Here is a 24,537-nt window from a genome sequence, read left to right on the forward strand (position 1 = left end):
CGAAGGAGGATCCCTTGCGCACGAAGCTCTTCCGCGCCAGACCGGTGGCCGTGCTGGCCACCGCCGCCGCGCTGGCCGCCGGGTTGTGCACCCCGGCCGCGGCCACCGAGCAGCAGCAGACCGTCGCCCGCCACGGCGCGGGGTACCTGGCCCGCGCGATCACCGCGGGCGGTGGCAACCTCAGCGCCGACGTCACCAGCACCGCGTACGCCGTGCTCGGCCTGCACGCCGCCGGCGTCGGCCGCCAGGCCGCCCAGGACGGCGTCGCCTACCTCAGCACCCAGCTCGGCGAGCCGCTCAAGGGCGCCGACGGCCAGGACGACCCGGGCCGGGTCGCGTACGTGGTCCTCGCGGCGGTGGCGGGCAAGCAGAACCCGCGCCGATTCGGCGGGGAGAACCTGGTCGACCGGCTGCTCGCGACCCAGCGCGCCGACGGCCTGTTCGGCTCGGCCGCCCCGACCTACGACGGCGCGTTCCGGCAGGGCCTCGCGCTGACCGCGCTCAAGGCCGCGAAGGTGCCGTCCACCGATGCCAGGATCGCCGCGGCTACCACGTGGCTTACCGGCCAGCAGTGCGCGAACGGGCTCTGGCAGGCCTACCGCGCGGACACCGCGGTGCCGTGCGCGCCCGCCGATCCGGCGACCTTCTCCGGTCCCGACACCAACAGCACCGGCATGGCGGTGCAGGGCCTCGCCGCCTACGGCAAGCTGCCCGGCGCCAAGAAGGTGCTGGCCGCGTTGAACGCCGCCCGGTCCGCGGACGGTGGTTTCGCCTTCGTCGCCGCGCCGGGCCAGGCTTCCGACCCGAACTCGACCGCACTGGCGATCCAGGCGATCGTGGCCGCGGGTGGTCAGCCGGGCAACGCCTACGCCGCGCTCGCGAGCTTCCAGCTGGGCTGCACCGATCCGGCCGCCGACCGCGGCGCGTTCTTCTATCCCGGCAGCCGCGCGGTGAACCTGCTCGCGACCGTCCAGGCCGTCCCGGCCGCCGCGGGCAAGGCCTTCCCGCTGGCGCCGTCGACGCCGTCGGCCGCGGTGCCGGAGGTCCCGTGCGCGGTCTCGGCACAGCTCGCCGGCACGCCGGGCCCGTGCGCCGGAACGAGCGGCGTCACGGTGACCGTCGACTTCGCCGCTTTCGGTGGTGCGCAGGAAACCCGCTGTGCGCCCGGGGCGCAGGCCAGCGGGGTGGCCGCCCTGCAGAACGCCGGCTTCACCCCGACCGGCACCACCCGCTGGGGGCTGGCGTTCGTCTGCCGCATCAACGCCCTCCCGACGCCCGCGCAGGACCCCTGCGTGAACACCCCACCGGCGACCGCCTACTGGGCGTACTACCACGCGAACGCGGGCGCGACCGCGTGGACGTACAGCACCCAGGGCGCGTCCACGTACGTGCCGCCGCTGGGCAGCATCGAAGCGTGGGCCTTCGGCAACGGCGCCACCCCCACGCTGACCCCCACCCAAGTCCGCACCTCCTGACCCAACGCTAGGAATGGGGCATTACTTGCGTTGATTGCAAGTAATGCCCCACTCATAGCAATGGCTCCCGGGGCACCAGGTGGCCACCGATCACCAGGACGTCACCGCCGGTCAGCTTGACATCGAGCACCCGAGCACGGGTACTCTGAGTCGAGTATTTGACCCCGAGCACCCAGGACGAGGCAGGGCGATGGCCGCGCGTGGCAGGGCGAATCCGCTGGCTCTGGCGGTGCTGACGCTGCTCAGCGAGCGCCCGATGCACCCCTACGAAATGTCCGGCACGCTGCGCGAACGCCGCAAGGAAGACAGCATCAAGCTCAACTACGGCTCGCTGTACTCCGTGGTCGAGTCGCTGCGGAAGCGCGGGTTGATCGCGTCGCGCGAGACGGTGCGCGAGGGCAGGCGCCCGGAACGCACCGTCTACGAGATCACCGAGCCGGGCATCGCCGAGATGCACGACTGGCTGAGCGATCTGCTGGCCAACCCGGCCAAGGAGTTCGCCCAGTTCGAGGCCGCGCTGTCGCTGATGCCGGTGCTCGGCCCGGCCGAGGTCGTCCAGCTGCTCGAAGCCCGGCTGCGCACGCAGCTGCTGGCCAAGCAGCAGTACGACGCCATCGCGGCCAGCACCCCCGAAGGTTTTCCCCGGCTGTTCACCATCGAAGCCGAGTTCCGGCAGAACCTGCTGGAGACCGAAATCCGCTTCATCACCGAACTGCTGCGGGAGTTGAAGTCCGGTGAGTTCGACGGCCTGCGCGTCTGGGCGCGGATGCACCAGCTGCGCGAGTCGGGAGCGTCACCGGAGGAGATCGAGGCGACCGTCGCCACGGAGTTCGCGGAGGAGATGAGCTGGCTCAGCCAACCCGAACAGCACTGAGGTGATGGCCCCGGCCCGGGTGCGGCAACACCAGGGCCGGGAGCCATCCGACACACCCGAGTCCCCGTCCGCGGACCGAAACTCGAAGCGCGCCTGCGAACGCCAGGGTAGTGCACCGCGGCCGGTGACTCCTCATCGAAGGAGCACCACCATGTCCACCCATGCCATCGAGGCGTCCGGTCTGGTCAAGACCTACGGCAAGGGCGCCAAGGCCGTGCCCGCGCTGGCCGGGCTCGGTTTCACCGTGCCGTCCGGGATCGTGTTCGGCCTGCTCGGCCCGAACGGGGCCGGCAAGTCCACCACCGTCAAAATCCTCACCACGCTGTCCGCGCCTGACGCCGGACAGGCCACCGTCGCGGGCATCGACGTCCGCCGCCACCCCGGCCGGGTGCGGCGGGTGATCGGCAGTGTCTCGCAGAAACCGGCCTTCGACCCGGTCAGCACCGGCCGCGAGAACCTGGTGCTGCAAGGCCATCTCCACGGCCTGTCCGCCAGGTCCGCCCGTGCCCGGGCGAAGGAGCTGCTCGACCGGTTCAGCCTCACCGACGCCGCCGACCGCCCGGTGGGCAAGTGGTCCGGCGGCATGCAGCGCAAGCTCGACGTGGCGCTCGGCCTGGTCGACCGGCCCAGCGTGTTGTTCCTGGACGAGCCGACCACCGGCCTCGATCCCGAAGCCAGGGCGGAGATGTGGGCCGAGATCGCCCGGCTGTCCGGTGAGGACGGCCTGACCGTGCTGCTCACCACGCACTACCTGGAGGAGGCCGACAAGCTGGCCGCGCGGCTGGTGATCGTGGACCGCGGTCAGGTCGTCGCCACCGGCAGCCCGGAGGAGCTGAAGACCGAGCTGAACGGCGACAGCGTGCACGCCGAGCTGTCCACTGTGGAGGATCTGGGCGCGGCACGCCGGGCGCTGGAACCGGTGGCGGGCGAGATCAGCGTGGACGGGCTGACCCTGCGGGCCAGGGTCACCGCGGGCGCCACCGCACTGCCGGGCGTGCTCGCCGCGCTCGGCCGCGCCGGGGTCGAACCGGTGTCGATCGGCACCGCGCGCCCGTCACTGGACGACGTGTACCTGCGTCACGCCGGGCGCGAATTCCGCACCGCCGACACCGTGGCGGGAGGCGTCCGATGACCACCTTCGCCTCGCACACCGGCAGGCTCACCGCGCACGCGCTGCGGCGCCTCTCCCGGCAACCGGCGTACCTGCTGTTCAACCTGATCCAGCCGATGGTGTGGCTGCTGCTGTTCGGTGAGCTGTTCCGCCGGGTGGCCGAGCTGCCCGGGTTCGGCACCGGCGACTACCTGTCCTACCTGACCCCCGGTGTGGTCGTGATGACCGCGATGATGTCGGCGGGCTGGGCGGGCACCTCGTTCATCGACGACATGGACCGCGGGGTGATGGACCGCAACCTGACCTCCCCGGTCAGCCGGGGCGCGTTGATCGCCGGTTCGCTGGCGCACCAGTCGGTGGTCACCGCCATCCAGTCGCTGATCGTGTTCGGCGTCGGCCTGCTCGCCGGGGCCCGCTACGACGGCGGGGTGCTCGGTGTGCTGGTGGTGCTGGCCGTCGCGGTGCTGCTGTCGATCGTCTTCAGCGCGTTGTCCGACGCGATCGCGCTGCTGGTGCGGCAGCAGGAGGCGCTGATCGGCGTCTCGCAGTTCCTGGCGCTGCCGCTGGCCTTCCTGTCCTCGGTGATGATGGCGCCGTCGCTGCTGCCGGGCTGGGTCGGCACGGTCGCCGAGTACAACCCGGTGGACTGGGCCGCCGTGGCCGGGCGCGAAGCGCTCACCGCGGACCCGGACTGGGCGCGGGTCCTCGGCCACGGCGGCCTGCTGCTGGCGCTGGCGGCGGTGATGAGCTGGCTGGCCACCCGGGCGTTCCGGGCGTACCAGCGGGCGAACTGATCAGCTGCGCTTGCGCACGATCGCGAACGCCACCCCGACCCCGATGACCACCAGCACCGCGGCGCCGAGGAAGAACAGCCACCACGGGGCACCGGTCACCTGCACGGCCTCAGCGGGCTGGCCGTCGACGGTCGGGGCGGGTGCCGGAGCCTGGGCCTGGGTCGGGGTGTTCGGCACGGCGGGCGCGGACGAGGGGGCCGCGCCCGCCGGCGTGGCCTCCTTGGTCAGGGTGAAGCGCGTGGTGCCGTTGACGCTGTGGCCGTCGGCGCTGGTGACCTCGTAGTTCACCGCGTACTCCCCCGCCGGGCCCGCCGGCGTGACCGGCACGGTCAGCACCGGTCCCTTGGCCGCGAGCTGGCCGACCTGCCACTCGGACGCGTTCGGCCCGGTCACCGTGACCTTGCTGGTCTCGACCTTCACCAGTTCGCTGAACCGCAGCGTGAGCTGGGTGGGCGCGGCCTCCAGCGAGGCGCCCTCGGCCGGGTCGCTGGACTCCAGCTTGGTGTGCGCGCTCGCCGTGCCGGCGGTGGCCAGCAGGACGAAGGCGGTCAGGAACAGCGACACGGCAGTGCGCTTCATCGCGGGATCTCCTCGAAGGTCGTCGACTTCGGAAGTATGCCTCAGCCCGGGGTATGACATCCCCGGCTCCGAGGTAGACGGGACGGCACGCGGATTAGGTTCAACCCGTGCCGAGAATTCACCTCATCCTCGCCGACGCCGTCGTGGCCGTCGCGGCCACCGCGGCCTACTTCGGTTTCCAGGACGGCGGGGAGCCGCTCTGGGTGGTGGCGCTGGTGGTCGCGGCCATCGGCCCGCCACTCGCGGTCCGGCGGCGGTGGCCGCTGCCGGTGCTGGGCGTGGTGGTGCTGGGCTCGTTCGCCGCGATCCTGCTCGACCTGACCAGGGAACCGCTGCTGCCGGTCGCGTACGTGCTCTACGCGGTCGGCTTGCTGGTGCCGGCGGCCCGCGCGGTCCCCGCACTGGTGACCACGCTGATCGCCACCGCGTCGCTCCTGCTCGCCGCTCCGCCGAACTCGCTGGCCGACACCCCCGGTACCGGCCTGGCCGCCTCGCTGGTGCTCTGGCTGTTCATGTCCATGGCCTGGGGAGCCGGGCGGATGATGCGCGTGCTGCGTGCCCGCGAAGCCCGGCGGGAGGTCCAGCGCGCGGAGGAAGCGCTCAGCGGCGAACGCCTGCGCATCGCCCGCGAGCTGCACGACGTGGTGGCGCACAGCATGAGCCTGATCGCGGTGAAGGCCGCGGTCGCCAACCACGTGGCCGAGCAGGACCCCGGCGAGGCCCGTGACGCGCTGCGGATCATCGAGGAAACCAGTCGCGGCACGCTCACCGAACTGCGCCGCCTGCTCGGCGTGCTCCGCAGCCCGGACGGCGCGGAACTGGCGCCCACGCCCGGCATCGACGATCTCGGCAAGCTCGCCGACCACGCCCGCGAAGCCGGGATCGAGGTCACGATGCGCGTGGACCGGTCCGAGCTGCCGGAGAGCCTGCGCCTGTCCGTGCACCGGATCGTCCAGGAGGCCCTGACCAACGTGGTCAAGCACGCCGCCGCGAAGCACTGCGAGGTGGTGGTTTCGGTGGACGAGCGCGACCTCCGGATCGAGGTGACCGACGACGGCCGCGGTCCCGGTGCCGGTTCGGGTGGGCACGGGCTCATCGGCATGCGCGAACGCGTGATGATGTACGGCGGTGCCTTCGAAGCGGGCGCGGCACCGGGCGGCGGTTTTCGCGTCAGCGCCCGCCTTCCCCGCGATCCGGACGAGGTGCGACGGTGATCCGAGTGCTGGTGGCCGACGACCAGGCCCTGCTGCGCGGCAGTTTCCGCGTGCTGGTGAACAGCGCGCCGGACTGCGAGGTGGTCGCCGAGGCGGGCAACGGCGCGGAGGCGGTCGAGCTGGCCGTGCGCGAGCGGCCGGACGTGGTGCTGATGGACGTGCGCATGCCGGAGGTCGACGGGATCGAGGCCACCCGCCGGATCAGCCAGGAGACCGAGGGCGTGCGCGTGCTCATGCTGACCACCTTCGACCTGGACGAGTACGTGTTCGCCGCGTTGCGCGCGGGCGCCAGCGGGTTCCTGCTCAAGGACACCCCGCCGGCCGACCTGCTCGCCGCCATCGGCGTGGTCGCGGCGGGCGACAGCCTGCTCGCCCCGGCCATCACCCGCAGGCTGATCGAGGAGTTCGCCCGGCAGGCCAGCCCGGCGCGGCGCCCGTCCCGTGAACTCGACCTGCTCACCGCGCGCGAACGCGAGGTGCTGACGCTGATCGCCCGCGGCCTGTCCAACACCGAACTCGGCGAGCACCTGCGTGTCAGCCAGGCCACCGTGAAAACCCACATCGGGCACCTGCTGAGCAAGCTGCACGCCCGGGACCGGGCCCAGCTGGTGATCACCGCCTACGAAAGCGGCCTGGTCACCCCGGCGCGATGACCTCGGCGCGGCAGAGGAAGGCGAACGGCGACCGCCCGATCCTCGTCAGCACCACGCTCGCCTCCTCGGTGCCGTTCAGCTTCATCCGGCGCCGCAACGGGTCCGGGTCGACATCGAGGCCGCGCACCAGGATTTCCAGCCTGCCGATCTCGTGCCGTCGCAGCATCGCACGCAGGCTCTTTTCCTGGTACGGCCCGTGTTCGACGACGCGGAACGCGCGCACGCCGGCCGGTGGCCGATCACCGGTGAGGTAGGCGATCCGCTCGTCGAGCTGCCAGAGGCCGTGCCGGGCGCCGTAGTGCCGCACCAGACCGGCCCGCACCACCGCCCCGTCCGGGTCGACGATCCACTCCCCCACCGCCGCCACCGGGACCTCGTCCGGTTCCTCGTCGGTGATCGTCCACTGTGTACCGTCCGAGCGCAGCACGCTGGCCCGGCGCTTCACGGTCGCCGGTGTTCCCGCCCAGAGGCAGGCTTCGCGGACCTGGCCGTCGAGCGAGACCAGCTCGATCTCGTCCGCCCACGGCACCACCTCGGGCGGCAGGCCCGGCGCGCACTTCACCACCAGGTCGCGCCCGGCATACGCGGCGGCCAGTCCGTCCAGCGGCGGGGCGAAGTCTTCGGGCTTCCAGGTACGGCGTCCCGACGAATCCCGCCGAGCCGGATCCGCGACCACCACGGCGTTCCCCGGCCGCGGCCGCAACGCGTCCGCCCGGAGGAGTTCCACGCCGGAGTCGGCGCAGTTGTGCCGCGCCATCTCCAGCCGCACCTCGTCGAGGTCCGATCCGGTGCAGGCGCTCGCCGTCTTCGCCAGTTCGACCAGATCCGCGCCGATCGAGCAGGTGACGTCGTGGACCTCGCGGCCCTCGAGCCGCCGCGCCCGGTGCCTCGCCACCAGCGACGCGCTCGCCTGCTGGAGCGAGTCCGAGGTGAACAGCCAGTTGCCCGAACCGTCCACTTTGGTCACCGCTTTGCGCCGGAGCAGCACGGTTTCCAGCACGGCCGCGTAGTGCTCGCCGACCACGCGCTTGGCGGTGGCCACGTCGGCGATCCGGGTGCGCTCGGTCAGCGGCAGTTCCGCACAGCGCGACAACGCCGCCTCCCCGGCGCCGGAGCGCAGGAAGGCGACGTCGTCGAGGCTGAACGAATAGGCCAACTACAGCCCGGTCGCGGCCGGCGGCTTGGTGCCGGTGATCATCACGTTGTAGAACAGCTGCCGCGGCAGCACCTTCGCCAGCACCTTCTTGTCCACAGCGGACAGCCGCAGCCACAGGTGGTAGGCGAACAGCCGCCAGCGCACGGTCAGCTTCTCCTGCGGCACCGCCGCTTCGAAGGTCCGGATCGGCCAGCCGGCCAGCGCCGCGGCGAACTCCTCGGTCACCGCGCGCACGTCCACCGCGCCCGCGCCCAGCGCCATGCCCTCCAGCTCGGCCGGGTCGAAGGTGTGCAGGTCGACCACGGCCTCCAGGGCCGCCGCCCGCGAGGACTCGTCCAGTTCCTCCTGCGGACGCCGCCAGCCGGACAACGCGGGCAGCTTGGTCACGTTGGTGGTCAGCCACCAGGTGAGCTGGCCGAGCCGCCGCGCGTAGAAGTTGCCGATCTTGGTCGGCTCCCCGGCGAAGACGAACTTCCCGCCCGGCTTGAGCACCCGCAGCACCTCGCGGAAGGCGGCGGGCACGTCCGGGATGTGGTGCAGCACCGCGTGCCCGACCACCAGGTCGAAGGTGTTGTCCGGGTACGGGATGCGCTCGGCGTCGGCCACCCGGCCGTCCACGTCCAGGCCCAGGTTCTCCGCGTTGCGCAGCGCCACCTGCACCATGCCGGGCGAGAGGTCGGTGACCGACCCCTTCTTGATCACCCCGCCCTGCATCAGGTTCAGCAGGAAGAAGCCGGTGCCGCTGCCCAGCTCCATCGCGGTCGGGTACGGCGAGTCCTCCTCACCGGCCACCGCGCGGAACACGTCGGTGGCGTAGGTGATGCAGCGCTCGTCGTAGGAGATGGACCACTTCTCGTCGTAGGTCCCGGCTTCCCAGTCGTGGTAGAGCACGTTGGCCAGCTTCGGGTCCGCGAACGCGGCCTTGACCTCTTCCTCGGTCGCGTGCGGGTGCGGCGCCGGGTCGTTCACCTCGGTCATCTGGCTGCTACTTCCCCTCGAAGGTGGCCTTGCCGGGGCCGTTCTCGATGAACGACTTCATCCCGGCGGCCTGGTCCTCGGTGGCCCACAGCCCGGCGAACAGCTGGGTCTCCAGCTTCAGGCCGTTGGCCAGGTCCTGGTCGAGCCCGCCGTCGATGGCCGCCTTCGCCGCCCGCAACGCCACCGCCGGGGCGTTCACGAACTGCGCGGCCCACTTGTGCGCCGCCGCGTACACGTCGTCCGGCGCCACGACCTCGTCCAGGATGCCCAGCGCGAGCGCCTCTTCGGCCTTGACGAACCGTCCGGTGTAGACGAGGTCCTTCGCCTTGCTCGGGCCGATCAGCCGCGCGAGGCGCTGCGTGCCACCGGCACCGGGGATCACGCCGAGCTGGATCTCCGGCTGGCCCACCTTGACGTTGTCACCGGCCACCCGCCGGTCGGCGGTCAGCGCCAGTTCGAGCCCGCCGCCGAGGGCGTACCCGGTGATCGCCGCGACGGTCGGCTTCGGGATGCCGGCCAGCAAGCTGAGCGAGGTGGACAGCGCTGTGCCGAAGGTCACCATTTCCGGGTAGGAGCGGGCGGCCATCTCCTTGATGTCCGCGCCACCGGCGAAGGTCTTCTCCCCGCCGTAGAGGATCACCGAGCGGATGTCGGCGCGCTCGGACACCTCCCTGGCGGCTTCCGCCAGCTCGGCCTGCACCTGGTTGTTCAGCGCGTTGACCGGCGGGCGGTCCAGCCGGATCGTGCCCACCCCGGCGTCGACCTCGACAGATACGAACTCTCCCACGCCCATCCTCCTCGGCAAGCTTGACTGGATTCCAGCAGGCTACCGGGCAGTACGCGGTCTCAACGGCGACGGGCGAAGTAGCGGTCGCCCCAGCCCTCCAGCACCAGGTCCTGTGCGAAGGTGGCGGACAGGTTCTCACTGGTCAGCACGTCGTCGATCAGCCCGGAGGCGACCGCCCGGCCGTCGCGCAGCAGCAGCGCGTGGGTGAAGCCCGGCGGGACCTCCTCGACGTGGTGTGTGACCAGCACCATCGCCGGGGCGTCCGGGTCCATGGCCAGCTCGGACAGCCGGGCCACCAGGTCCTCGCGGCCGCCGAGGTCCAGCCCGGCCGCGGGCTCGTCGAGCAGCAGCATCTCGGGATCGGTCATCAGCGACCGCGAGATGAGCACGCGCTTGCGCTCCCCCTCCGACAGCGTGCCGAAGGTCCGGTCGGCCAGGTGCTTGATCCCCATCGCGCCGAGCAGTTCCTCGGCGCGCTCGGTGTCGAGCGTGTCGTACACCTCGCGCCAGCGGCCGAGCACCGCGTAGCCGGCGCTGACCACCACGTCCCGCACGGTCTCCTCCGCGGGCACGCGCGACGCGAGCGCCGCCGAGGTGAACCCGATGCGCGGGCGCAGTTCGAACACCGAGACCTTGCCGATCCGCTCGCCCAGCAGGTCCACCGCGCCGGTGGTCGGGTGCAGTTCGGCGGCGGCCAGGCGGAGCAGGGTGGTCTTGCCGGCCCCGTTCGCGCCCAGCACCACCCAGCGTTCGTCGAGTTCCACCGACCAGTCGAGGTCGGCGAGCAGATCGTTCTGGCCGCGCCGCACCCCCACGCCGCTCATCCGCACCACGAGATCGTCAAGTTCGTTCGGCTGCGTCAGCTCGGTCACGGCGCCATTGTCACCGACGCGGCCTCGCCCGCGCGCAACGGCCTCCCCCACCGCGTCCACCGCGTGGAACACCACGCCGGAGCCGGCCGATCTGTGGCAGTATCCCTGGTGTGATCAGGCCGACAACCGCATGGCGCCGCACCGGGTGGCGCAACATGTGGTCCGACCTGACCGTGGATCTCCTGCTCGTCGCCTCGTGCGGATGTACCACCGCGCGGCACGGCGGCTGACGCCTCTTTCCTTCTTCTTCTCGTCCGGGTCCAGCCCGTGCCGCGCGCAGTGCCGTCGTTCATCCCTTTTCCGCACGCGCCGGAGGTACCGCCATGACCCAGTCACTCGTTCGTCCCGACATCGAGATCCACCCCCGCCTCACCGACCCCTTGCTCGCCGACCTGCTGCACCCGGAACGGCAGCTCTGGACCCCGCGCGAGCTGGCCGACCTGACCAGGACGGTGACCAGTGAGCTGACCGGGAGCCTGCGCTCGCTACTCCGGTTCGACGAGGAACAGCGGTGGTGGGCACGCCTCGCCCTGACCGACGGGGTCGAGCTGTGGCTGCTGTCCTGGTTGCCGGGCCAGCACACCGCCCCGCACGACCACGGCGGCGCCGCCGGTTCGTTCACCGTGTTACAGGGCGAACTGGCCGAGGAGTACCGCTACCCGGGCGGCCCGATCCGCCGGCGCGCCCACTTCGCGGGCGACGGCATCGGCTTCGGCGCCGGCCGGGCGCACCAGGTGACCGGCGCGGGCGCCACCCCGGCGGCCAGCGTGCACGCGTACTCGCCGCCGCTGGTCCCGACACGCACCTACGCCAGCCTGGACGAAGTGCCCGCCCAGATCCCGGCACTTCCTGTCACGCTGAACCGATGAGCATCGAAGACGCGCTCGCCGCCGCCCGCGCCACCCTGACCAGAGTGGACCCGGCGGCGGCCAGCCGCCTGCAGGCCGACGGCGCCCTCGTGGTGGACATCCGCCCGCACGTGAACCGCGCCGAGGAGGGCGAGATCCCCGGTTCGGTGCCGGTGGAGCGGATCCACCTCGAATGGCGCCTCGACCCGGCGAGCGAGCACCGCCTGCCCGAGGTGCACGCCGACCTGCCGGTCGTGGTGGTGTGCAACGAGGGCTACGCCTCCAGCCTCGCCGCCGCCGACCTGAAGCGGCTCGGTCTGCGCCAGGCCACGGACCTGATCGGCGGCTACCGCGCCTGGCGTGCGGCGGGCCTCCCGGTGGAACCGGGCGGCCGCCCCGCGGTTCCCTGACCGTCACCCGATCAGCTTTCCGGGGCCGAACCCCGGATCCCGGCGGCACAGCGTGTCGTCCCAGTCGCCGAAGGTCATCGACCCGGCGAAAGGGAGGCACTGTGTCCGATGTGGACTTCGGCGCGGTGGTGCCGAGAGCGGTCACCGGCGAACGCGGCGCGCTCGACCTGCTCGCGCGGGCCTGCGTACGGCTGGCCCTGCGGGTCGCGCGGGCCCACCGGCTCACCGACGCCGACGCGTGGGACGTCGGCCAGGACACCTGGATCGCGCTCGCCGCCCGCCTCGGCACGGTCCGGGAACCGAGCAGGCTGCCCGGCTGGCTGATCACCACCGCCCGCCGCCGCGTGCTGCGGATGCTCGCCGGTCGCCGCCGCGAAGTGCTCGGTGTACTGCCCGACCGTCCCGACGAAGCGCCGACCCCGGAAGCCCGCCTGCTCGACGCCGAGCGCAGCCGGGTCTTCTGGGGCGTGGCGGGGCGGTTGCCCGCCCGCTACCACCGGCTGTTGCGCCTGCTCGCCGACCGCCCCGAGCTGACGCACGCCCAGCTCGCCGCCGAACTCGGCATCGCGGTCGGCAGCGTCGGCCCACTGCGACGGCGGTGCTTCGACCAGATGCGCCGCCTGCTCACGGCCGAGGGCTTCCGTCCGTGAACAGCTTGTTCGAGACGGCAGGCCCCCGTTCCGGCAGCCGTGTGCTCGCCCGGAGCGCACCGGTGGGGGAGCTACCCGGCAGACCGAGGTCATCCGCCCCAGCGAGCACCACCCGCTCGGCGGGCACCGCGAGGGCGACACCGCCCCTGTTCGAGCAGGGTGCGGTCCCGCACCATCCGCTCGGCCTCGAACACCGCGCGCAGCTGCCGCGACACCGGCGCGATCGCCACCTCGTGGAACCGCGTCATCGCGCCGACCAGGTCCCCCAGCCCGGTTTCGGTCACCCACCTGGTGTGCTCCCAGCGCTGATCACCGAGCAACCGCAACTCCGCCTCGACCCGTTCGGCCGGCGTGTCCAGCAGCGTGCGCACCCCCGCGTCGAGCGTGGTCTCGCCCCTGGTCGGGGTCAGGAAATCCGGGAAGTACCCGCGACTGGGCAACACCGTGGCCAGCCGGTGCACCGCTTCGCGCCCACCCGGCGTGCGGGACACCTGACCACCGGCCCAGGTCCGCCAGCCACCGAGCGCGGTCGAGCCGTCCGCGGCGCGAAGCCGTTGCAGGCCGAGCAAAGCGTTCCACCGAGCGCCGCCGCGGAGGACTACAACTGCTTCATATCCACCACCGCCGCCATCGCGTGGTACCCGGCGTCGTTCGGGTGCAGCCGGTCGCCGCTGTCGTAGGCGGCCAGCATGGTGTCCTGGTCCGCCGGATCCGCCAGCGCCCGGTCGAAGTCGACCACGGCGTCGTACTCACCCGAGGTCCGGATCCACTGGTTCACCTCGTCCCGCACCGCTTCCCGTTCGTCGCTGTAGTAGAACGAGCCCTTGAACGGCGTCAGCGTGCCCCCGATCACCCGGATCCCGGCCGCCTTCGCCTGCTTGATCAGCTCCCGGTGCCCGGCGATCAGGTCGGCCGCGCTCACCCACGGCGTCGCCCCGAGGCAGTCGTCCGGCGGGAAGGCGCTCATCCCGATGTCGTTGATGCCCTCCAGGATGATCACCGACCGCACGCCCGGCTGCTCCAGCACGTCCCGCTCGAACCGCGCGGTCGCCTTCTCCCCCAGGCAGGTCGAGTCGGTGAGCACGCGGTTGCCGCCGATCCCCGCGTTCAGCACCGGTCGCTTCCCGCCGAACCGCTCGGCCAGTTCGTCCGGGTACCGGTTGTCAGCGTCCACAGTGGACAAAGCGCCCTCGGTGATCGAGTCGCCGAAGGCCACCACCCCGCGCTTGCCCGGTGCCAGCACCTCCACCCCCGACAGCAGGTACCAGGAGGCGGTGCTCTCGGTGAACGCCGTCGCCGCGGTGTCGGACCGGTGGTCGCCGCTCGCCCGGAAACTGGTCGCGTTGGCGTTCAGGTGTGAGGTGACCGGACCGCTCGGCTCGCGGAAGTAGAGCGTGATCGTCAGTTCCTCCAACGGAGCCACCAGCAACGGCAGCGGATCGCTGCGCAACTCGCCCCCGGCCGGGATCTCCGCCGACCGCGCACCGTGGAACCGCAGCTCCCGCACCGAACCCGGTTTCACCGCGGCGCCCTCACCGGCCCGCGCCACCGTCGCACCGGTCAACCGCACGGCTTGGTCGCCGTAGTCGTTCGACAACCGCACCCGCGCGGAAACCCCGCCCGAAGCCACCCGGACGACCTGGCGCACCGACTGGTCGGTGAACCCGGCCTCCGACCAGTTCGGCACGATGCCGATCGAGGGCTGCTGGACCGCTGTCGCCCAGGTACCCGTCCAGAGCCCCGAATCCGGTGCGGCCACCGCCGTCGGCGCCGTGCCGATCGCGGCCGTGGTCACCACGCCCAGCACCAAGCCGAGCAGTCTTCGTTTCATCGGACCCGTCCTCCCAGTCGTCAGTGGGGCGAACGCTAGCGAAGGGGTCCGACAAAAACGAGGTTCAGGCGTGGATCACGCGGCCGAGCTCGGCGGGCGTGGCGAGCAGGCCGTGGCGCGGCAGCACCCGGACGGTGTAGCCGAGCGAACCCGCGTACGGCAGGCGGAGCTTCGCCGCGAACGCGCCGATGCCCGCCGGTTCCATCGACGCGGTCACCGCTTCGGCCAGGTCATCGGTGTCGCCCACCTTGCCGACCACCGCCTGGATGTCCACTTCGGACGGATCGAGGCCTGCCAGGTCGATCCGCGCGGTGACCAGCACCTCGGTGCCGACCACGAGCGTGTCCGGGGCTTCCACCTGCAGATCGGTGTCGAAGATGGTCAGCCGCGGCCAGGCGATCTCCACCTTCGTCCGGTACTCGGCCAGCGAGCGCGCGCCGCGGTAGCCGTCCGCGATCGCGCCGTGCACCGTCTCCACCGCCGGGCGGTAGCCCGTCTCCACGTACTCCCGCACCATGCGCGAGGCCTGCAGGCGCGGCCCCAGCGTCTCCAGCGTGTGCCACACGCGCGACAGCCAGCCCTCCGGCGTGCCACCGGGTCCGCGGTCGTAGAACAACGGCACGATCTGCAACTCCAGCAGGTCGTACAGGGCGGCGGCTTCCAGGTCGTCGCGGCGCAGCGGGTCGAGCACGCCGTCCGCGGTCGGGATGGCCCAGCCGTTGCTGCCGTCGTAGCACTCGTCCCACCAGCCGTCCCTGATCGACAGGTTCAGCCCGCCGTTCAGCGCGGACTTCATCCCGGAGGTCCCGCAGGCCTCCAGCGGCCGGGTCGGATTGTTCAGCCAGACGTCGCAACCCCGGTAGAGGTACCGCGCCATCGCCATGTCGTAGTCGGGCAGGAAGACGATCCGATGCCGCACGCGCGCGTCGTCGACGAACCGCACGATCTGCTGGATCAGCGCCTTGCCGCCCTCGTCGGCCGGATGCGACTTCCCGGCGACCACCACCTGCACCGGCCGGTCCTCGTCGAGCAGCAGCGCGCGCAACCGCTCCGGGTCGCGCAGCATCAGGGTCAGCCGCTTGTAGGTCGGCACGCGCCTGGCGAAGCCGACGGTCAGCACGTCCGGATCGAAGACCTGGTCGGTCCAGCCGAGTTCGAGCGCGGAGGCACCGCGCTGCAGCCACGCCGCCCGCACCCGGCGGCGCACCTCCATCACCAGCTTCTGGCGCAGGTCCCGGCGCAGCGCCCAGAGCTGCTCGTCACTGACCCGGTCGCGGATCCCGGACCAGTTGTCCGAATCCCCGTCGTATCCCCATTCCTCATGGCTGCCGCCGAGCAGCGCGCTCAGCTCGCGCGCCACCCAGGTCGGACCGTGCACGCCGTTGGTCACCGACGAGATCGGCACCTCGCGCTCGTCGAACCCGGGCCACAACCGCGCGAACATGCGGCGTGAAACCCGTCCGTGCAGCGCGGACACCCCGTTCGACCGCTGCGCCAGCCGCAATCCCATGTGCGCCATGTTGAACATGCCGGGGTTCTCCTCGGCCCCGAGCGCGAGCACGTTGCGCAGGTCCACGTCCGGCACCAGCCTGCCGTCGCCGAAGTAGCGCTGCACCAGGTCGACCGGGAAGCGGTCGATGCCCGCCGAAACCGGGGTGTGCGAGGTGAACACCGTCCCGGCGCGGACCGCGGACAGCGCCTGGCCGAACTCGAGGTGCCCGTCGCGCATCACCTCGCCGGCGCGTTCGAGGCCGAGGAAGCCGGCGTGGCCCTCGTTGGTGTGGAAGACCTCCGGCTGCGCGTGCCCGGTCAGCTCGCAGTACTGGCGCACCGCCCGCATGCCGCCGATCCCGGCGAGGATCTGCTGGCGGATGCGGTGGTCGGCGTCGCCGCCGTACAGGCGGTCGGTCACCCCGCGCAGGTCGTCGTCGTTGACGTCGGTGTCGGTGTCCAGCAGGAGCAACGGGATCCGCCCGACCCGCGCCTTCCACACCTGCGCCAGCAGTTCGCGGCCGCCGGGCATGGCCACGGCCACGTGCATCGGCGTGCCGTCGGTGCCGGTGACCAGTTCCAGCGGCAGGCCGATCGGGTCGATCACCGGGTAGTGCTCGACCTGCCAGCCGTCCAGCGAAAGCGCCTGGCGGAAGTACCCGGCGCGGTAGAGCAGGCCGACACCGACCATCGGCACGCCGAGGTCCGAGGCGGCCTTGAGGTGGTCGGCGGCGAGCACCCCGAGGCCGCCCGAGTAGTTCGGCAGCGCTTCGGTGACGCCGAACTCCATCGAGAAGTAGGCGACCGCGGCGGGCAGCGTGCCCTCCCCCTCGTGCGCCCGGCGCTGGTACCAGCGCGGTTCGGTCAGGTAGTGCTCGAGGTTCTCGGTCGCGGCCCGCGCGGCGGCGAGGAATTCGTCGTCGAGCGCCAGCTCCTCCAGCCGGGCCGGCGGCAGCGCGGTGAGCAGCCGCAGCGGGTCGCGGATCTCGTTGAAGAGCTTGGCGTCGATCGAGGCGAACAGGTCCCGCGTGGGCGGGTGCCAGGTCCAGCGCAGGTTGGTGGCCAGCGCGCGGAGCCCGGCCAGCGGCTCCGGCAGGCTCGGTCGGACGGTGAACCGGCGGACTGCTCTCATGCCGAGACCCTAGCGTTCCGTGCACGGTTCGGCCGGTGGCCCACTACAGCCGGTCACCTGCCGCACAATGGGGGTATGCGCACGCCCGCGACCCTGCTCGCGCTCGCTCTCACCGTGGTGTCGCTCGCCGCCTGCGCCACGGCGGTGCGCGGGACCGCGGTCCGCAGTCCGGCGGTGATCGCCGAGGACCTCGCCCGCAGCACGAAGACCGTGGTCGAACCCGACTTCGTGAACGGGACGGACGGCAGCGACGTGGACCGGCTGGCCGCCACCTCGATCACCGACATCCAGGCGTACTGGACGGAGAACTTCCCCTCCGTGTTCGGCGGCCAGTGGGAGGACCTGCGCGGCGGCTTCTACTCGGTCGACACCGCCGACGCCGACGCCAAAGCACCGCCGTGCACCGAGTCGGCGGCCACCATCAGCGGCAACGCCTACTACTGCTCGAACGGCGACGTGATCGTCTGGGACCGCGCCGCCCTGCTCCCGGTGCTCGCCGAGCGCTTCGGCGGGGGCGGCGTGGTGCTCGTGCTGGCCCACGAGATGGGGCACGCCGTGCAGCAGCGCACCGGGCTCGGCCGCGGCGGCGACCGGGACAGCGCCGCGCTCTACCCCGGCATCGTGATCGAGGCGATGGCCGACTGCTACGCCGGTGCGTTCGTCCGCTGGGTGGTCGACGGCAACGCCGAGCACCTGCGGATCGACGCGGGTGAGCTGGACTCGCTGATGCGCGCGCTGATCACCTTCCGCGATCCGCTCGGCACCTCCCACCGCGAGGAGTCCGCCCACGGCGACGCCTTCGACCGCGTGTCCGCCTTCCAGGACGGCTACGACTCCGGCCCCAAGCTGTGCGCCGACCTCAACGCGACGAACCGGGCGTTCACGCAGCGCGCGTTCACCAGTGCCGAGGACGAGGCCCGCGGCGGAAACCTGCCCCTGCCGGACCTGCTGCCCGCGATCTCCGGCGATCTCGGCACCTACTTCTCGCGCGAGCTGTCCGCGGCGGGGCACGAGTGGTCGCCGCCCAAGATCGAGCAGGTGGCCGACCAGCCGCGCTGCACCGGCGGTGAGCAGGGCGCGGTGGCCTTCTGCCCGGACCAGAACTCGGTGCAGGTGCGCGAGGAGGGCACGCTCGGCGACATCCACACCAACATCGGCGACTTCGGCACCGGGACCGTGCTGGCCAGCCGGTTCGCCCTGGGCGCGCTCGGCGCGGCCGGGAAGCCGACCACCGGCGAACCGGCGCAGCGCGGCACGCTCTGCCTGGCCGGCGCCTACACCGGTTCGCTGCTGAAGCCCCAGGGCGACTTCACCGTGTCACCCGGCGACCTCGACGAGGCCGTCCAGGTCCTGCTCGGCTACGACTACCCGGCCCGCGACGTCGACGGCGGCTCGATCAAATCCGGCTTCGACCGCGTGTCCGCCTTCCGCGGCGGCGTGGTCGGCGGCGCCAAGGCGTGCGATCTGGGGTGATCCTCGCGCGGCGCCGGTACCCGCTTAGTAGGGTGCGCTGTGCCGGACTTGGTTCAGCCCTGGTGAGGGCCGGAAACGAAACGAGCGACGATGGGTAAGAACTGGGGGCGGGGGGCCCTGATCGCGCTGGCCGCCGTGCTCACGCTGAGCGCGTGCAGCGGCAAGGGCGATGGCCCTGGTGCCAACGAGGACAAGACCACCGAAGGCAACGTCGCCGGGCTGCCGGTCACGCACTTCGAAAGCGGCCTGAAGCCCGAGGCCCCGGCGCCGAACCTCAACGTCAAGAACGCCACGGACAGCGTCGAGGACAAGATCGCCATCGCCTCGATCGCCGACGTCAGCGACTACTGGACCCAGGAGATGCCCGCCCACTTCGGGCAGCAGTTCGAGCCGGTCAAGCAGCTGCAGTCCTACGACCCGACCACCGACCGCGAAGAGGTCTGCGGGGCGTCGCTCAAGGAAGCCGCGATGAACGCGTTCTTCTGCCCGCCGGAGGACCTGGTCGCCTGGGACCGCAAGCAGCTGCTGCCGCTGCTGAACGAGGAGTTCGGCCCGATGGCCATCGTGACCGTGCTCGGCCACGAGTTCGGGCACGCGGTCCAGTACCGCCTCGCCGAGAAGGCCGGGATGACCAAGAACACCTCGACCCTGGTCAAGGAGCAGCAGGCCGACTGCTTCACCGGCGGCTACTTCCGCTGGATGGCCGAGGAGAAGAGCAAGTACTTCCGGGTGTCCACCTCGGAGGGCATCAACCAGGTGCTCGCCTCGCTGTACATGATCCGCGACCAGGCCGGTCAGTCCGCCAAGGACAAGTCCGCGCACGGCACCGCCTTCGACCGGACCTTCGCCTTCCAGCTGGGCTTCGAGAAGGGCGCCAAGGAGTGCGCCGGGATCAACCAGCAGAACGTGGACGAGCGCATCACCGAACGCCCCTTCGACAAGCAGGACAAGGGCGAGGGCGACGCGAAGATCGACATGACCACGATCGGGCACCTGCAGGAGAGCCTGGACAAGGCCTTCGGAAAGGCGGGCGCGCAGCCGCCGAAGATCGTCGACGACGGCGGCTCCTGCCCCGGCGGCCCGGCCACCCCGCCCGCGTCCTACTGCCCGGACTCGAACACGGTGAGCATCGACCTCAAGGGCCTGAACGAGCTGGGCCGCACCGGGGACCGCAAGGCGGAGTTCGAGGGCGAGGACCCCGGCGGCCTCGGTGACTTCGCGGCGTTCGCGGAGATCGCCTCGCGGTACACGCAGGGCATCCAGAAGGGCGTCGGCGCCTCGATCGACAACGCCAACGCGGGCCTGCGCACCTCGTGCCTGGTCGGCGCCTGGGCCGCGGAGACGAACAAGCCGACCGCGGAACTGCGGCTTTCCTCGGGTGACCTCGACGAGGCCATCGCGGAACTGCTGCAGCCGAAGAGCGTGATCGCCGCCGACGTCAACGGCAAGCAGGTCGAGAACGGGTTCGAGCGGGTCGAGTCGCTGCGCCGCGGCTACCTCGAAGGCTCGGGCGTCTGCACCCAGAACTACGGCTGATCCCTGACGCGAAAGGGGAGCTTCGCCCGCGGGCGAAGCTCCCCTTTTCGCGTTGTGCTCAGAACAGGGCGGAGGCCAGGTTCCGGCGGGCCTTGAGCACCCGCTCGTCACTGGCGTCGAACAGCTCGAACAGCCCGACCAGGTGCTCGCGCACGCGGTTGCGGTCGTCACCGGCGGTCCGGCGGACCGCGTCGATCAGCCGGTTGAACGCCTCGTCGACCTGCATCTGGGACAGTTCGAAGTCCGCCGCGGCGAGCTGGGCGTCGATGTCCTTGGGGTCGGCATCGGCCCTGGCCACCGACGACGGGTCCACCTGGGCCGACCGCTCGGCGAAGGTGACCTGCACCAGCGCCGCCTTGGCCTGCTCGTTGGCCGGTTCGGCGTCGAGGATGCGCTGGTAGGCGGCCTTGGCGGCGGCGAAGTCGCCGCGCTCGAAGGCGTCCTCGGCCTCGGTGAACCGGGTGTCCTCGGGTTCCTCGACCGGCTCGCCGCCCGCGTCCGGGATGCCGGGCAGCTTGTCCTTGAGCGCGTCGAGCAGGGACTTGATCCATTCGCGGATCTGCGGCTCCGGCAGGGCGCCGGAGAAGGCGTCGACCGGCTGCCCGCCCGCGATCGCCACGATCGTCGGGATGGACTGCACGCCGAACAGCTGCGCGATCCGGGGGTTGGCGTCCACGTCGACCTTGGCCAGCGCCCAGGCGCCACCGGACTCGGCGGCGAGGCGCTCCAGCACCGGGCTCAGCTGCTTGCACGGGCCGCACCACTCGGCCCACAGGTCGACCACCACGAGCTGCTTCAGCGAGCGCTCCACGACGTCGGCCTGGAAGGTGGCCTCGCTGACCTCCAGCACCGCTCCGGCGGCGGGGGCGGGCGGACCGTCGCCGCCACCGGCGGGCGGGGGCGAACTCGGCGCCGGGCGCTGCTGTCGCGCCGCGTCGGCGCGGGCCTTGAGCGCGGAGAGGTCCACCGCGCCGGACAGCGCGGCGGAAAGGGCTGCTGACTTGGCTGCGGATCCGCGTGGGTGTGTCACGGTTCCATCCTGGCACGCCCTGGCCCCTGCTTCACCGCAGGTGCTGCTCGAGCCGGTCGACCTTGCCGGTGAGTTCGCCGGTGTGGCCGGGCCGGATGTCCGCCTTGAGCACCAGCGACACCCGCGGGGCCTCGGCCTGCACCACCTCGGTCGCCCGTTTCACCACCGCCATCACTTCATCCCAGTCCCCTTCGATCAGGGTGAACATGGCGTTGGTCTCATTCGGCAGGCCCGACTCGCGGACCACCTGGACCGCCTTGGCCACCGCCTCGGCGACGCCGTCCGACTCACCGAGCGGGGACACGCTGAACGCGACGATCATGGAACTACCTCCGAAAGGGGTGGGGAACCGGCTGAATAAGCACCACCCTGCCCCACCACCGCGGTACCCGCTGGTAACTTCGGCAGCCATGAACAGCCCGCTGCCCTTCGACCCGATCGCCCGCGCCGCGCAGCTGTGGGAAGAGCGCATCGGCGACTCCGGCACGATGGCGGCGGTGACCGGGATCATGCGGGTCCAGCAGATCATCCAGTCCGCTGTGGACGGAGCGCTGAAGCCGCACGGCCTGACCTTCGCGCGCTACGAGGCGCTGGTCCTGCTGACCTTCGCGAAGCGCTCGAGCCTGCCGATGCGCGTGATGGGCGAGCGCCTGCAATTGCACCCGACGAGCGTGACGAACATCGTGGACCGGTTGGAGAAGGACGGGCTGGTCAAGCGGGTACCGCACCCGACCGACCGCCGGACCACCCTGGTGGAGATCACCGACGAGGGCCGCACGCGCCGGGAACAGGCCACCGAAGCGGTCACCGCGATCGGGTTCGGCCTGAACGGGCTCACCGACCGGCAGACGCAGCAGCTGATCGAACTGCTCACCAAGGTCCGCAAGGCCACCGGCGACTTCACCGAGTAGTTCCACCGGACAGCAAACGGGGGCCGCCGATGGCGACCCCCGTTTGTTGCTCGTTGTCGTTGGCTCAGGCCGCGACGGGCTCGCCCTTCTCGGCGAACAGGCCGGTGCCACCGTGCGCGACCAGCTCGGGGCCGTCCAGCTTGCCGGTGCGCAGCGCCCACTTCTCGAAGGCCCAGGTGGCCAGCGGCGGGATGCTGGAGACCAGCGCCAGCAGCAGCGTGCCCGCCTTCCAGCCCAGCGGCTTGGTGACCAGGAGGGAGGTCAGCAGGTAGACCACGAAGACCACGCCGTGCACCATGCCCAGCACCGGCACGCCGCCGTCGCCGGACTCGACGACGTACTTGAAGAACATCCCGATCAGCAAACCAGCCCAGGACAGCGCCTCGGCCACGGCGGCCACGCGGAACAGTACAGCGGCCTTGCTGGACACGACTTCCTCCTATAAGTCGAAAAAACGTCCGTACAACGGGTACGGCAGGAAAGCTTCCTGCCCACGTCAACCGCGTTGTCGGACGATGTGATCCCAGTGTGAGCCGTGATCGCCATCACCGGAACACCGGGGGTGCGTGATCACGCTCACGACCAGCACCCCGACAACCTTGTCAGTCGCTGGGCGGATCCGGGTATTGACAGTGCGCGGTGAGCTGGTGTGCAATTCCGGCCACTATGACAACGTTGTCGTCTCCCGGCCGGGGCAGTGCCCGCCGAGCCACGATGAGCGATGTGGCGCGGCTCGCCGGCGTGAGCATCAAGACCGTGTCGCGCGTGGTGAACGACGAGCCCGCGGTCCACCCCGACACCGCCGAGCGGGTCATGGCCGCCATCGAGCAGCTCGGCTTCCGGCGCAACCTCGGCGCGCGCAACCTCCGCCGGGGTTCGACCACCGGCACCATCGGCCTGATCGTCGAGGACGTCGGGAACCCCTTCTACTCCGAACTCAACCGCGCCGTGGAGCGGATCGCCGGCTCCTATGAGCGCCAGGTGCTGACCGGCTCGTCCGAGGAGAACCGCGAACGCGAGCGTGAGCTGGCTCTCGAATTCTGCTCGCGGCGGGTGGACGGCCTGCTGATCGTGCCGGCCGGCATGCAGCACGGCTACCTCGTGCCCGAAATGCGGGCGGGCACCCCGGTGGTGTTCATCGACCGCCCGGCCGGCGACATCGTGGCCGACACGGTGCTGGTGGACAACATCGGCGGCACCGTCGAAGCGGTCACCCACCTCGCCGCGCACGGTCACCGCCGCATCGCCTTCCTCGCCGACAGCGCCGGCATCTACACCGCCAGCGAGCGCCTGCGCGGCTTCCGCGAAGGCTGCGCCCGCGCGGGCATCCGCTACGACGAGCGCCTGGTGATCATGCGCAAGCCGACCGAGGAGAGCGTCGGCGAGGCGATCCGCACCCTGCTGGCCGGCCCGGAACCGGCCACCGCGGTGGTCGCCGGCAACAACCGCGTCACCGTGCACCTGCTGCGCGCGCTGGCGCACCGCCCGGACCGGCCCGCGCTGGTCGGCTTCGACGACTTCGAACTCGCCGACCTGCTGGACCCGCCGGTCAGCGTGATCGCGCACGACGTCAGCGCGCTCGGTGAGGCCGCGGCCAATCTGCTGTTCGCCCGGGTGCAGGGCGATCAGTCCACCCCAAGAAAGGTAGTTCTCCCCGTGCGTCTTGTAGCCCGCGGTTCCGGCGAGGTGGCACCTCGATGAGCGCTTACGCTCCGCTCCGGCTCCCCGCGAACCAGCCGCCGCAGTTCTACCGGGGTGGCGACGCCATCGCGGGTCTGCGCGGGCTCTCCGCGTCCGCGAGCGACTTCGGCCCGGAAGACTGGGTCGGCTCCACCACCACCCTGTACGGCCAGGACACCAACGGCCTGACCAAGCTCGACGACGGCCGCTGGCTGCGCGACGCCGTCCGCGCCGACCCCACCGGCTGGCTCGGCGCGAAGCACGTCGAGGCGTTCGCCGATTCGACCGGCCTGCTGGTGAAGTTGCTCGACGCCGGGCAACGCCTCCCCGTGCACTTCCACCCGACCGACGCCTTCGCCCAGAAGCACTTCGACTCGCACTTCGGCAAAACCGAGGCGTGGATCGTGGTCGGCACCTACGGCGACGACCCGCGGGTCTACCCCGGTTTCCGCGAGACGCTGAGCAGGCAGACCATCGACGAATGGGTGCGCGAGCAGGACACCCCGTCCATGCTCGACGCGCTGAACAGCGTGCCGGTCACCCCCGGGGACACGGTCTACATCCCGGCCGGCCTGCCGCACGCGATCGGCGAGGGCGTCTTCGTGGTCGAGCTCCAGCAGCCGACCGACTTCTCGCTGACCATCGAATGGCGCGACTTCCTCGCCAGCCCCGAAAAGGGTCACCTCGGCATCGGCTTCGACACCGCGCTGGAAACCCTGGACACTTCCGGCTGGGACAACGACCGCCTCGAGACCATCATCCGCCGCACCGCGGGCGCCGAAGGGTCCACTGTGGACCTGCTCGCCGACGGTTCCGGCGAGTTCTTCCGCGCCGACCAGCTCCGCCCCAGCACCCCGCTGGCGCTGGACCCGTCGTTCGCGGTGCTGGTGGTGATGGACGGTGCGGGCACGCTGCGCACCGAGCAGGGTGACGAACTGGCGTTGCGCAAGGGCGAAACCCTGGTGGTGCCCCACGGCGCCGGCGCCACCGAACTGTCGGGGGATGTGACCCTCATCCGCTGCCGCCCGCCGGCCCCGGAAAGGAGGCCCTGA

Annotated in this window: 25 protein-coding genes; 14 read left to right on the plus strand and 11 right to left on the minus strand. The window is 71.5% G+C overall.

The window, feature by feature from the left end; genetic code table 11:
* Positions 1–14 precede the first annotated feature (14 nt).
* The 4 genes from JYK18_RS02700 to JYK18_RS02715 all read left to right on the plus strand — a co-directional run bounded on the left by JYK18_RS02700 (position 15) and on the right by JYK18_RS02715 (position 4,254).
* A complete protein-coding gene (locus JYK18_RS02700) occupies positions 15–1,475 on the plus strand; it encodes a terpene cyclase/mutase family protein (RefSeq protein WP_206800299.1) in 1,461 nt (486 codons plus the stop codon).
* 190 nt (positions 1,476–1,665) lie between these two features.
* Positions 1,666–2,349, plus strand: coding sequence for a PadR family transcriptional regulator (locus tag JYK18_RS02705; RefSeq protein WP_206800301.1), 684 nt, complete (start codon positions 1,666–1,668; stop codon positions 2,347–2,349).
* Between the two features lie 151 nt (positions 2,350–2,500).
* On the plus strand, positions 2,501–3,481 hold the full coding sequence (locus JYK18_RS02710) for an ATP-binding cassette domain-containing protein (RefSeq protein ID WP_206800327.1): 981 nt from the start codon (positions 2,501–2,503) through the stop codon (positions 3,479–3,481).
* On the plus strand, positions 3,478–4,254 hold the full coding sequence (locus tag JYK18_RS02715) for an ABC transporter permease (protein ID WP_206800345.1): 777 nt from the start codon (positions 3,478–3,480) through the stop codon (positions 4,252–4,254). Before JYK18_RS02710 ends, JYK18_RS02715 begins: the two co-directional genes overlap by 4 nt.
* On the opposite strand, the gene JYK18_RS02720 is transcribed toward JYK18_RS02715, so the two are convergent.
* Positions 4,255–4,833, minus strand: a complete 579-nt coding sequence (locus JYK18_RS02720; protein WP_206800347.1) for a copper resistance CopC family protein — start codon at positions 4,831–4,833, stop codon at positions 4,255–4,257. It lies immediately after the preceding gene.
* A 107-nt stretch (positions 4,834–4,940) separates the two neighbouring features.
* Here JYK18_RS02720 and JYK18_RS47930 point away from each other — a divergent pair, with 107 nt between their 5' ends.
* Complete coding sequence (locus JYK18_RS47930; protein WP_307795759.1) at positions 4,941–6,047, plus strand: histidine kinase; 1,107 nt, start codon at positions 4,941–4,943, stop codon at positions 6,045–6,047.
* On the plus strand, positions 6,044–6,700 hold the full coding sequence (locus JYK18_RS02730) for a response regulator transcription factor (RefSeq protein WP_206800349.1): 657 nt from the start codon (positions 6,044–6,046) through the stop codon (positions 6,698–6,700). The genes JYK18_RS47930 and JYK18_RS02730 overlap by 4 nt, the downstream gene beginning before the upstream one ends.
* On the opposite strand, the gene JYK18_RS02735 is transcribed toward JYK18_RS02730, so the two are convergent.
* Genes JYK18_RS02735 through JYK18_RS02750 form a run of 4 tightly spaced genes read right to left on the minus strand, consistent with a single transcriptional unit; the run spans position 6,684 to position 10,493 of the window.
* Positions 6,684–7,856, minus strand: coding sequence for a class I SAM-dependent methyltransferase (locus JYK18_RS02735; RefSeq protein WP_206800351.1), 1,173 nt, complete (start codon positions 7,854–7,856; stop codon positions 6,684–6,686). The two genes, JYK18_RS02730 and JYK18_RS02735, sit on opposite strands and share 17 nt — an antisense overlap.
* Positions 7,857–8,834 carry a class I SAM-dependent methyltransferase gene (locus tag JYK18_RS02740; RefSeq protein WP_206800353.1) on the minus strand — a complete coding sequence of 326 codons (978 nt, stop codon included), beginning with the start codon at positions 8,832–8,834 and terminating at the stop codon, positions 7,857–7,859. It abuts the gene before it with no gap.
* Positions 8,835–8,841: 7 nt separating this feature from the next.
* Positions 8,842–9,621 (minus strand): enoyl-CoA hydratase/isomerase family protein, encoded by a 780-nt coding sequence (locus tag JYK18_RS02745; RefSeq protein ID WP_206800355.1) that lies wholly within the window; start codon positions 9,619–9,621, stop codon positions 8,842–8,844.
* 59 nt (positions 9,622–9,680) lie between these two features.
* Positions 9,681–10,493, minus strand: a complete 813-nt coding sequence (locus tag JYK18_RS02750) for an ABC transporter ATP-binding protein (RefSeq protein WP_206800364.1) — start codon at positions 10,491–10,493, stop codon at positions 9,681–9,683.
* Between the two features lie 323 nt (positions 10,494–10,816).
* Between JYK18_RS02750 and JYK18_RS02755 the strand changes: the two genes are divergently transcribed.
* The 3 genes from JYK18_RS02755 (at position 10,817) to JYK18_RS02765 (ending at position 12,401) form a co-directional block, all read left to right on the plus strand.
* Entirely contained in the window at positions 10,817–11,362 is a 546-nt protein-coding gene (locus JYK18_RS02755; protein ID WP_206800366.1) for a cysteine dioxygenase family protein, read from the plus strand.
* Positions 11,359–11,751: a rhodanese-like domain-containing protein gene (locus tag JYK18_RS02760; protein ID WP_206800368.1), complete on the plus strand. Its 393-nt coding sequence runs from the start codon at positions 11,359–11,361 to the stop codon at positions 11,749–11,751. Before JYK18_RS02755 ends, JYK18_RS02760 begins: the two co-directional genes overlap by 4 nt.
* A 101-nt stretch (positions 11,752–11,852) precedes the next feature.
* Positions 11,853–12,401 (plus strand): RNA polymerase sigma factor, encoded by a 549-nt coding sequence (locus JYK18_RS02765; protein WP_206800370.1) that lies wholly within the window; start codon positions 11,853–11,855, stop codon positions 12,399–12,401.
* An 89-nt stretch (positions 12,402–12,490) separates the two neighbouring features.
* Here JYK18_RS02765 and JYK18_RS02770 read toward each other — a convergent pair whose 3' ends face one another.
* The 3 genes from JYK18_RS02770 to glgP form a co-directional block, all read right to left on the minus strand.
* The gene (locus JYK18_RS02770; RefSeq protein WP_206800371.1) at positions 12,491–12,970 is read right to left on the minus strand and encodes a hypothetical protein; all 480 of its coding nucleotides are present in this window, start codon (positions 12,968–12,970) and stop codon (positions 12,491–12,493) included.
* Between the two features lie 29 nt (positions 12,971–12,999).
* Entirely contained in the window at positions 13,000–14,232 is a 1,233-nt protein-coding gene (locus JYK18_RS02775; protein ID WP_206800373.1) for an SGNH/GDSL hydrolase family protein, read from the minus strand.
* A 64-nt stretch (positions 14,233–14,296) separates the two neighbouring features.
* Positions 14,297–16,855 carry an alpha-glucan family phosphorylase gene (gene glgP / locus JYK18_RS02780; protein ID WP_206800375.1) on the minus strand — a complete coding sequence of 853 codons (2,559 nt, stop codon included), beginning with the start codon at positions 16,853–16,855 and terminating at the stop codon, positions 14,297–14,299.
* Positions 16,856–16,930: 75 nt separating this feature from the next.
* Between glgP and JYK18_RS02785 the strand changes: the two genes are divergently transcribed.
* Together JYK18_RS02785 and JYK18_RS02790 are read left to right on the plus strand one after the other, a co-directional pair.
* On the plus strand, positions 16,931–18,328 hold the full coding sequence (locus JYK18_RS02785; protein WP_206800377.1) for a neutral zinc metallopeptidase: 1,398 nt from the start codon (positions 16,931–16,933) through the stop codon (positions 18,326–18,328).
* Between the two features lie 90 nt (positions 18,329–18,418).
* Positions 18,419–19,864: a neutral zinc metallopeptidase gene (locus JYK18_RS02790; protein WP_206800379.1), complete on the plus strand. Its 1,446-nt coding sequence runs from the start codon at positions 18,419–18,421 to the stop codon at positions 19,862–19,864.
* A gap of 58 nt (positions 19,865–19,922) precedes the next feature.
* On the opposite strand, the gene trxA is transcribed toward JYK18_RS02790, so the two are convergent.
* A complete protein-coding gene (trxA, locus tag JYK18_RS02795; protein ID WP_206800388.1) occupies positions 19,923–20,894 on the minus strand; it encodes a thioredoxin in 972 nt (323 codons plus the stop codon).
* Between the two features lie 31 nt (positions 20,895–20,925).
* The gene (locus tag JYK18_RS02800; RefSeq protein WP_206800397.1) at positions 20,926–21,216 is read right to left on the minus strand and encodes an MTH1187 family thiamine-binding protein; all 291 of its coding nucleotides are present in this window, start codon (positions 21,214–21,216) and stop codon (positions 20,926–20,928) included.
* A gap of 88 nt (positions 21,217–21,304) precedes the next feature.
* Here JYK18_RS02800 and JYK18_RS02805 point away from each other — a divergent pair, with 88 nt between their 5' ends.
* Complete coding sequence (locus JYK18_RS02805) at positions 21,305–21,805, plus strand: MarR family winged helix-turn-helix transcriptional regulator (RefSeq protein WP_206800399.1); 501 nt, start codon at positions 21,305–21,307, stop codon at positions 21,803–21,805.
* A 64-nt stretch (positions 21,806–21,869) separates the two neighbouring features.
* On the opposite strand, the gene JYK18_RS02810 is transcribed toward JYK18_RS02805, so the two are convergent.
* On the minus strand, positions 21,870–22,235 hold the full coding sequence (locus JYK18_RS02810) for a DUF3817 domain-containing protein (RefSeq protein ID WP_206800401.1): 366 nt from the start codon (positions 22,233–22,235) through the stop codon (positions 21,870–21,872).
* Between the two features lie 284 nt (positions 22,236–22,519).
* Between JYK18_RS02810 and JYK18_RS02815 the strand changes: the two genes are divergently transcribed.
* Complete coding sequence (locus tag JYK18_RS02815) at positions 22,520–23,506, plus strand: LacI family DNA-binding transcriptional regulator (RefSeq protein ID WP_206800403.1); 987 nt, start codon at positions 22,520–22,522, stop codon at positions 23,504–23,506.
* The gene (locus JYK18_RS02820; protein ID WP_206800405.1) at positions 23,503–24,537 is read left to right on the plus strand and encodes a class I mannose-6-phosphate isomerase; all 1,035 of its coding nucleotides are present in this window, start codon (positions 23,503–23,505) and stop codon (positions 24,535–24,537) included. Before JYK18_RS02815 ends, JYK18_RS02820 begins: the two co-directional genes overlap by 4 nt.

Origin of the sequence: Amycolatopsis sp. 195334CR (genome assembly GCF_017309385.1) — a bacterium.
Classification (GTDB): domain Bacteria; phylum Actinomycetota; class Actinomycetes; order Mycobacteriales; family Pseudonocardiaceae; genus Amycolatopsis.

What these genes read in the sequence shown, in the direction of transcription:
- JYK18_RS02755 (WP_206800366.1), top strand. Translation starts at nt 10,817, where the DNA reads ATGACCCAGTCACTCGTTCGTCCCGACATCGAGATCCACCCCCGCCTC.
- JYK18_RS02740 (WP_206800353.1), bottom strand. Translation starts at nt 8,834, where the DNA reads ATGACCGAGGTGAACGACCCGGCGCCGCACCCGCACGCGACCGAGGAA.
- JYK18_RS02790 (WP_206800379.1), top strand. Translation starts at nt 18,419, where the DNA reads ATGGGTAAGAACTGGGGGCGGGGGGCCCTGATCGCGCTGGCCGCCGTG.
- JYK18_RS02710 (WP_206800327.1), top strand. Translation starts at nt 2,501, where the DNA reads ATGTCCACCCATGCCATCGAGGCGTCCGGTCTGGTCAAGACCTACGGC.
- JYK18_RS02800 (WP_206800397.1), bottom strand. Translation starts at nt 21,216, where the DNA reads ATGATCGTCGCGTTCAGCGTGTCCCCGCTCGGTGAGTCGGACGGCGTC.
- glgP (WP_206800375.1), bottom strand. Translation starts at nt 16,855, where the DNA reads ATGAGAGCAGTCCGCCGGTTCACCGTCCGACCGAGCCTGCCGGAGCCG.
- JYK18_RS02715 (WP_206800345.1), top strand. Translation starts at nt 3,478, where the DNA reads ATGACCACCTTCGCCTCGCACACCGGCAGGCTCACCGCGCACGCGCTG.
- JYK18_RS02720 (WP_206800347.1), bottom strand. Translation starts at nt 4,833, where the DNA reads ATGAAGCGCACTGCCGTGTCGCTGTTCCTGACCGCCTTCGTCCTGCTG.
- JYK18_RS02815 (WP_206800403.1), top strand. Translation starts at nt 22,520, where the DNA reads ATGAGCGATGTGGCGCGGCTCGCCGGCGTGAGCATCAAGACCGTGTCG.
- JYK18_RS02805 (WP_206800399.1), top strand. Translation starts at nt 21,305, where the DNA reads ATGAACAGCCCGCTGCCCTTCGACCCGATCGCCCGCGCCGCGCAGCTG.
- JYK18_RS02785 (WP_206800377.1), top strand. Translation starts at nt 16,931, where the DNA reads ATGCGCACGCCCGCGACCCTGCTCGCGCTCGCTCTCACCGTGGTGTCG.
- JYK18_RS02760 (WP_206800368.1), top strand. Translation starts at nt 11,359, where the DNA reads ATGAGCATCGAAGACGCGCTCGCCGCCGCCCGCGCCACCCTGACCAGA.
- JYK18_RS02820 (WP_206800405.1), top strand. Translation starts at nt 23,503, where the DNA reads ATGAGCGCTTACGCTCCGCTCCGGCTCCCCGCGAACCAGCCGCCGCAG.
- JYK18_RS02705 (WP_206800301.1), top strand. Translation starts at nt 1,666, where the DNA reads ATGGCCGCGCGTGGCAGGGCGAATCCGCTGGCTCTGGCGGTGCTGACG.
- JYK18_RS02775 (WP_206800373.1), bottom strand. Translation starts at nt 14,232, where the DNA reads ATGAAACGAAGACTGCTCGGCTTGGTGCTGGGCGTGGTGACCACGGCC.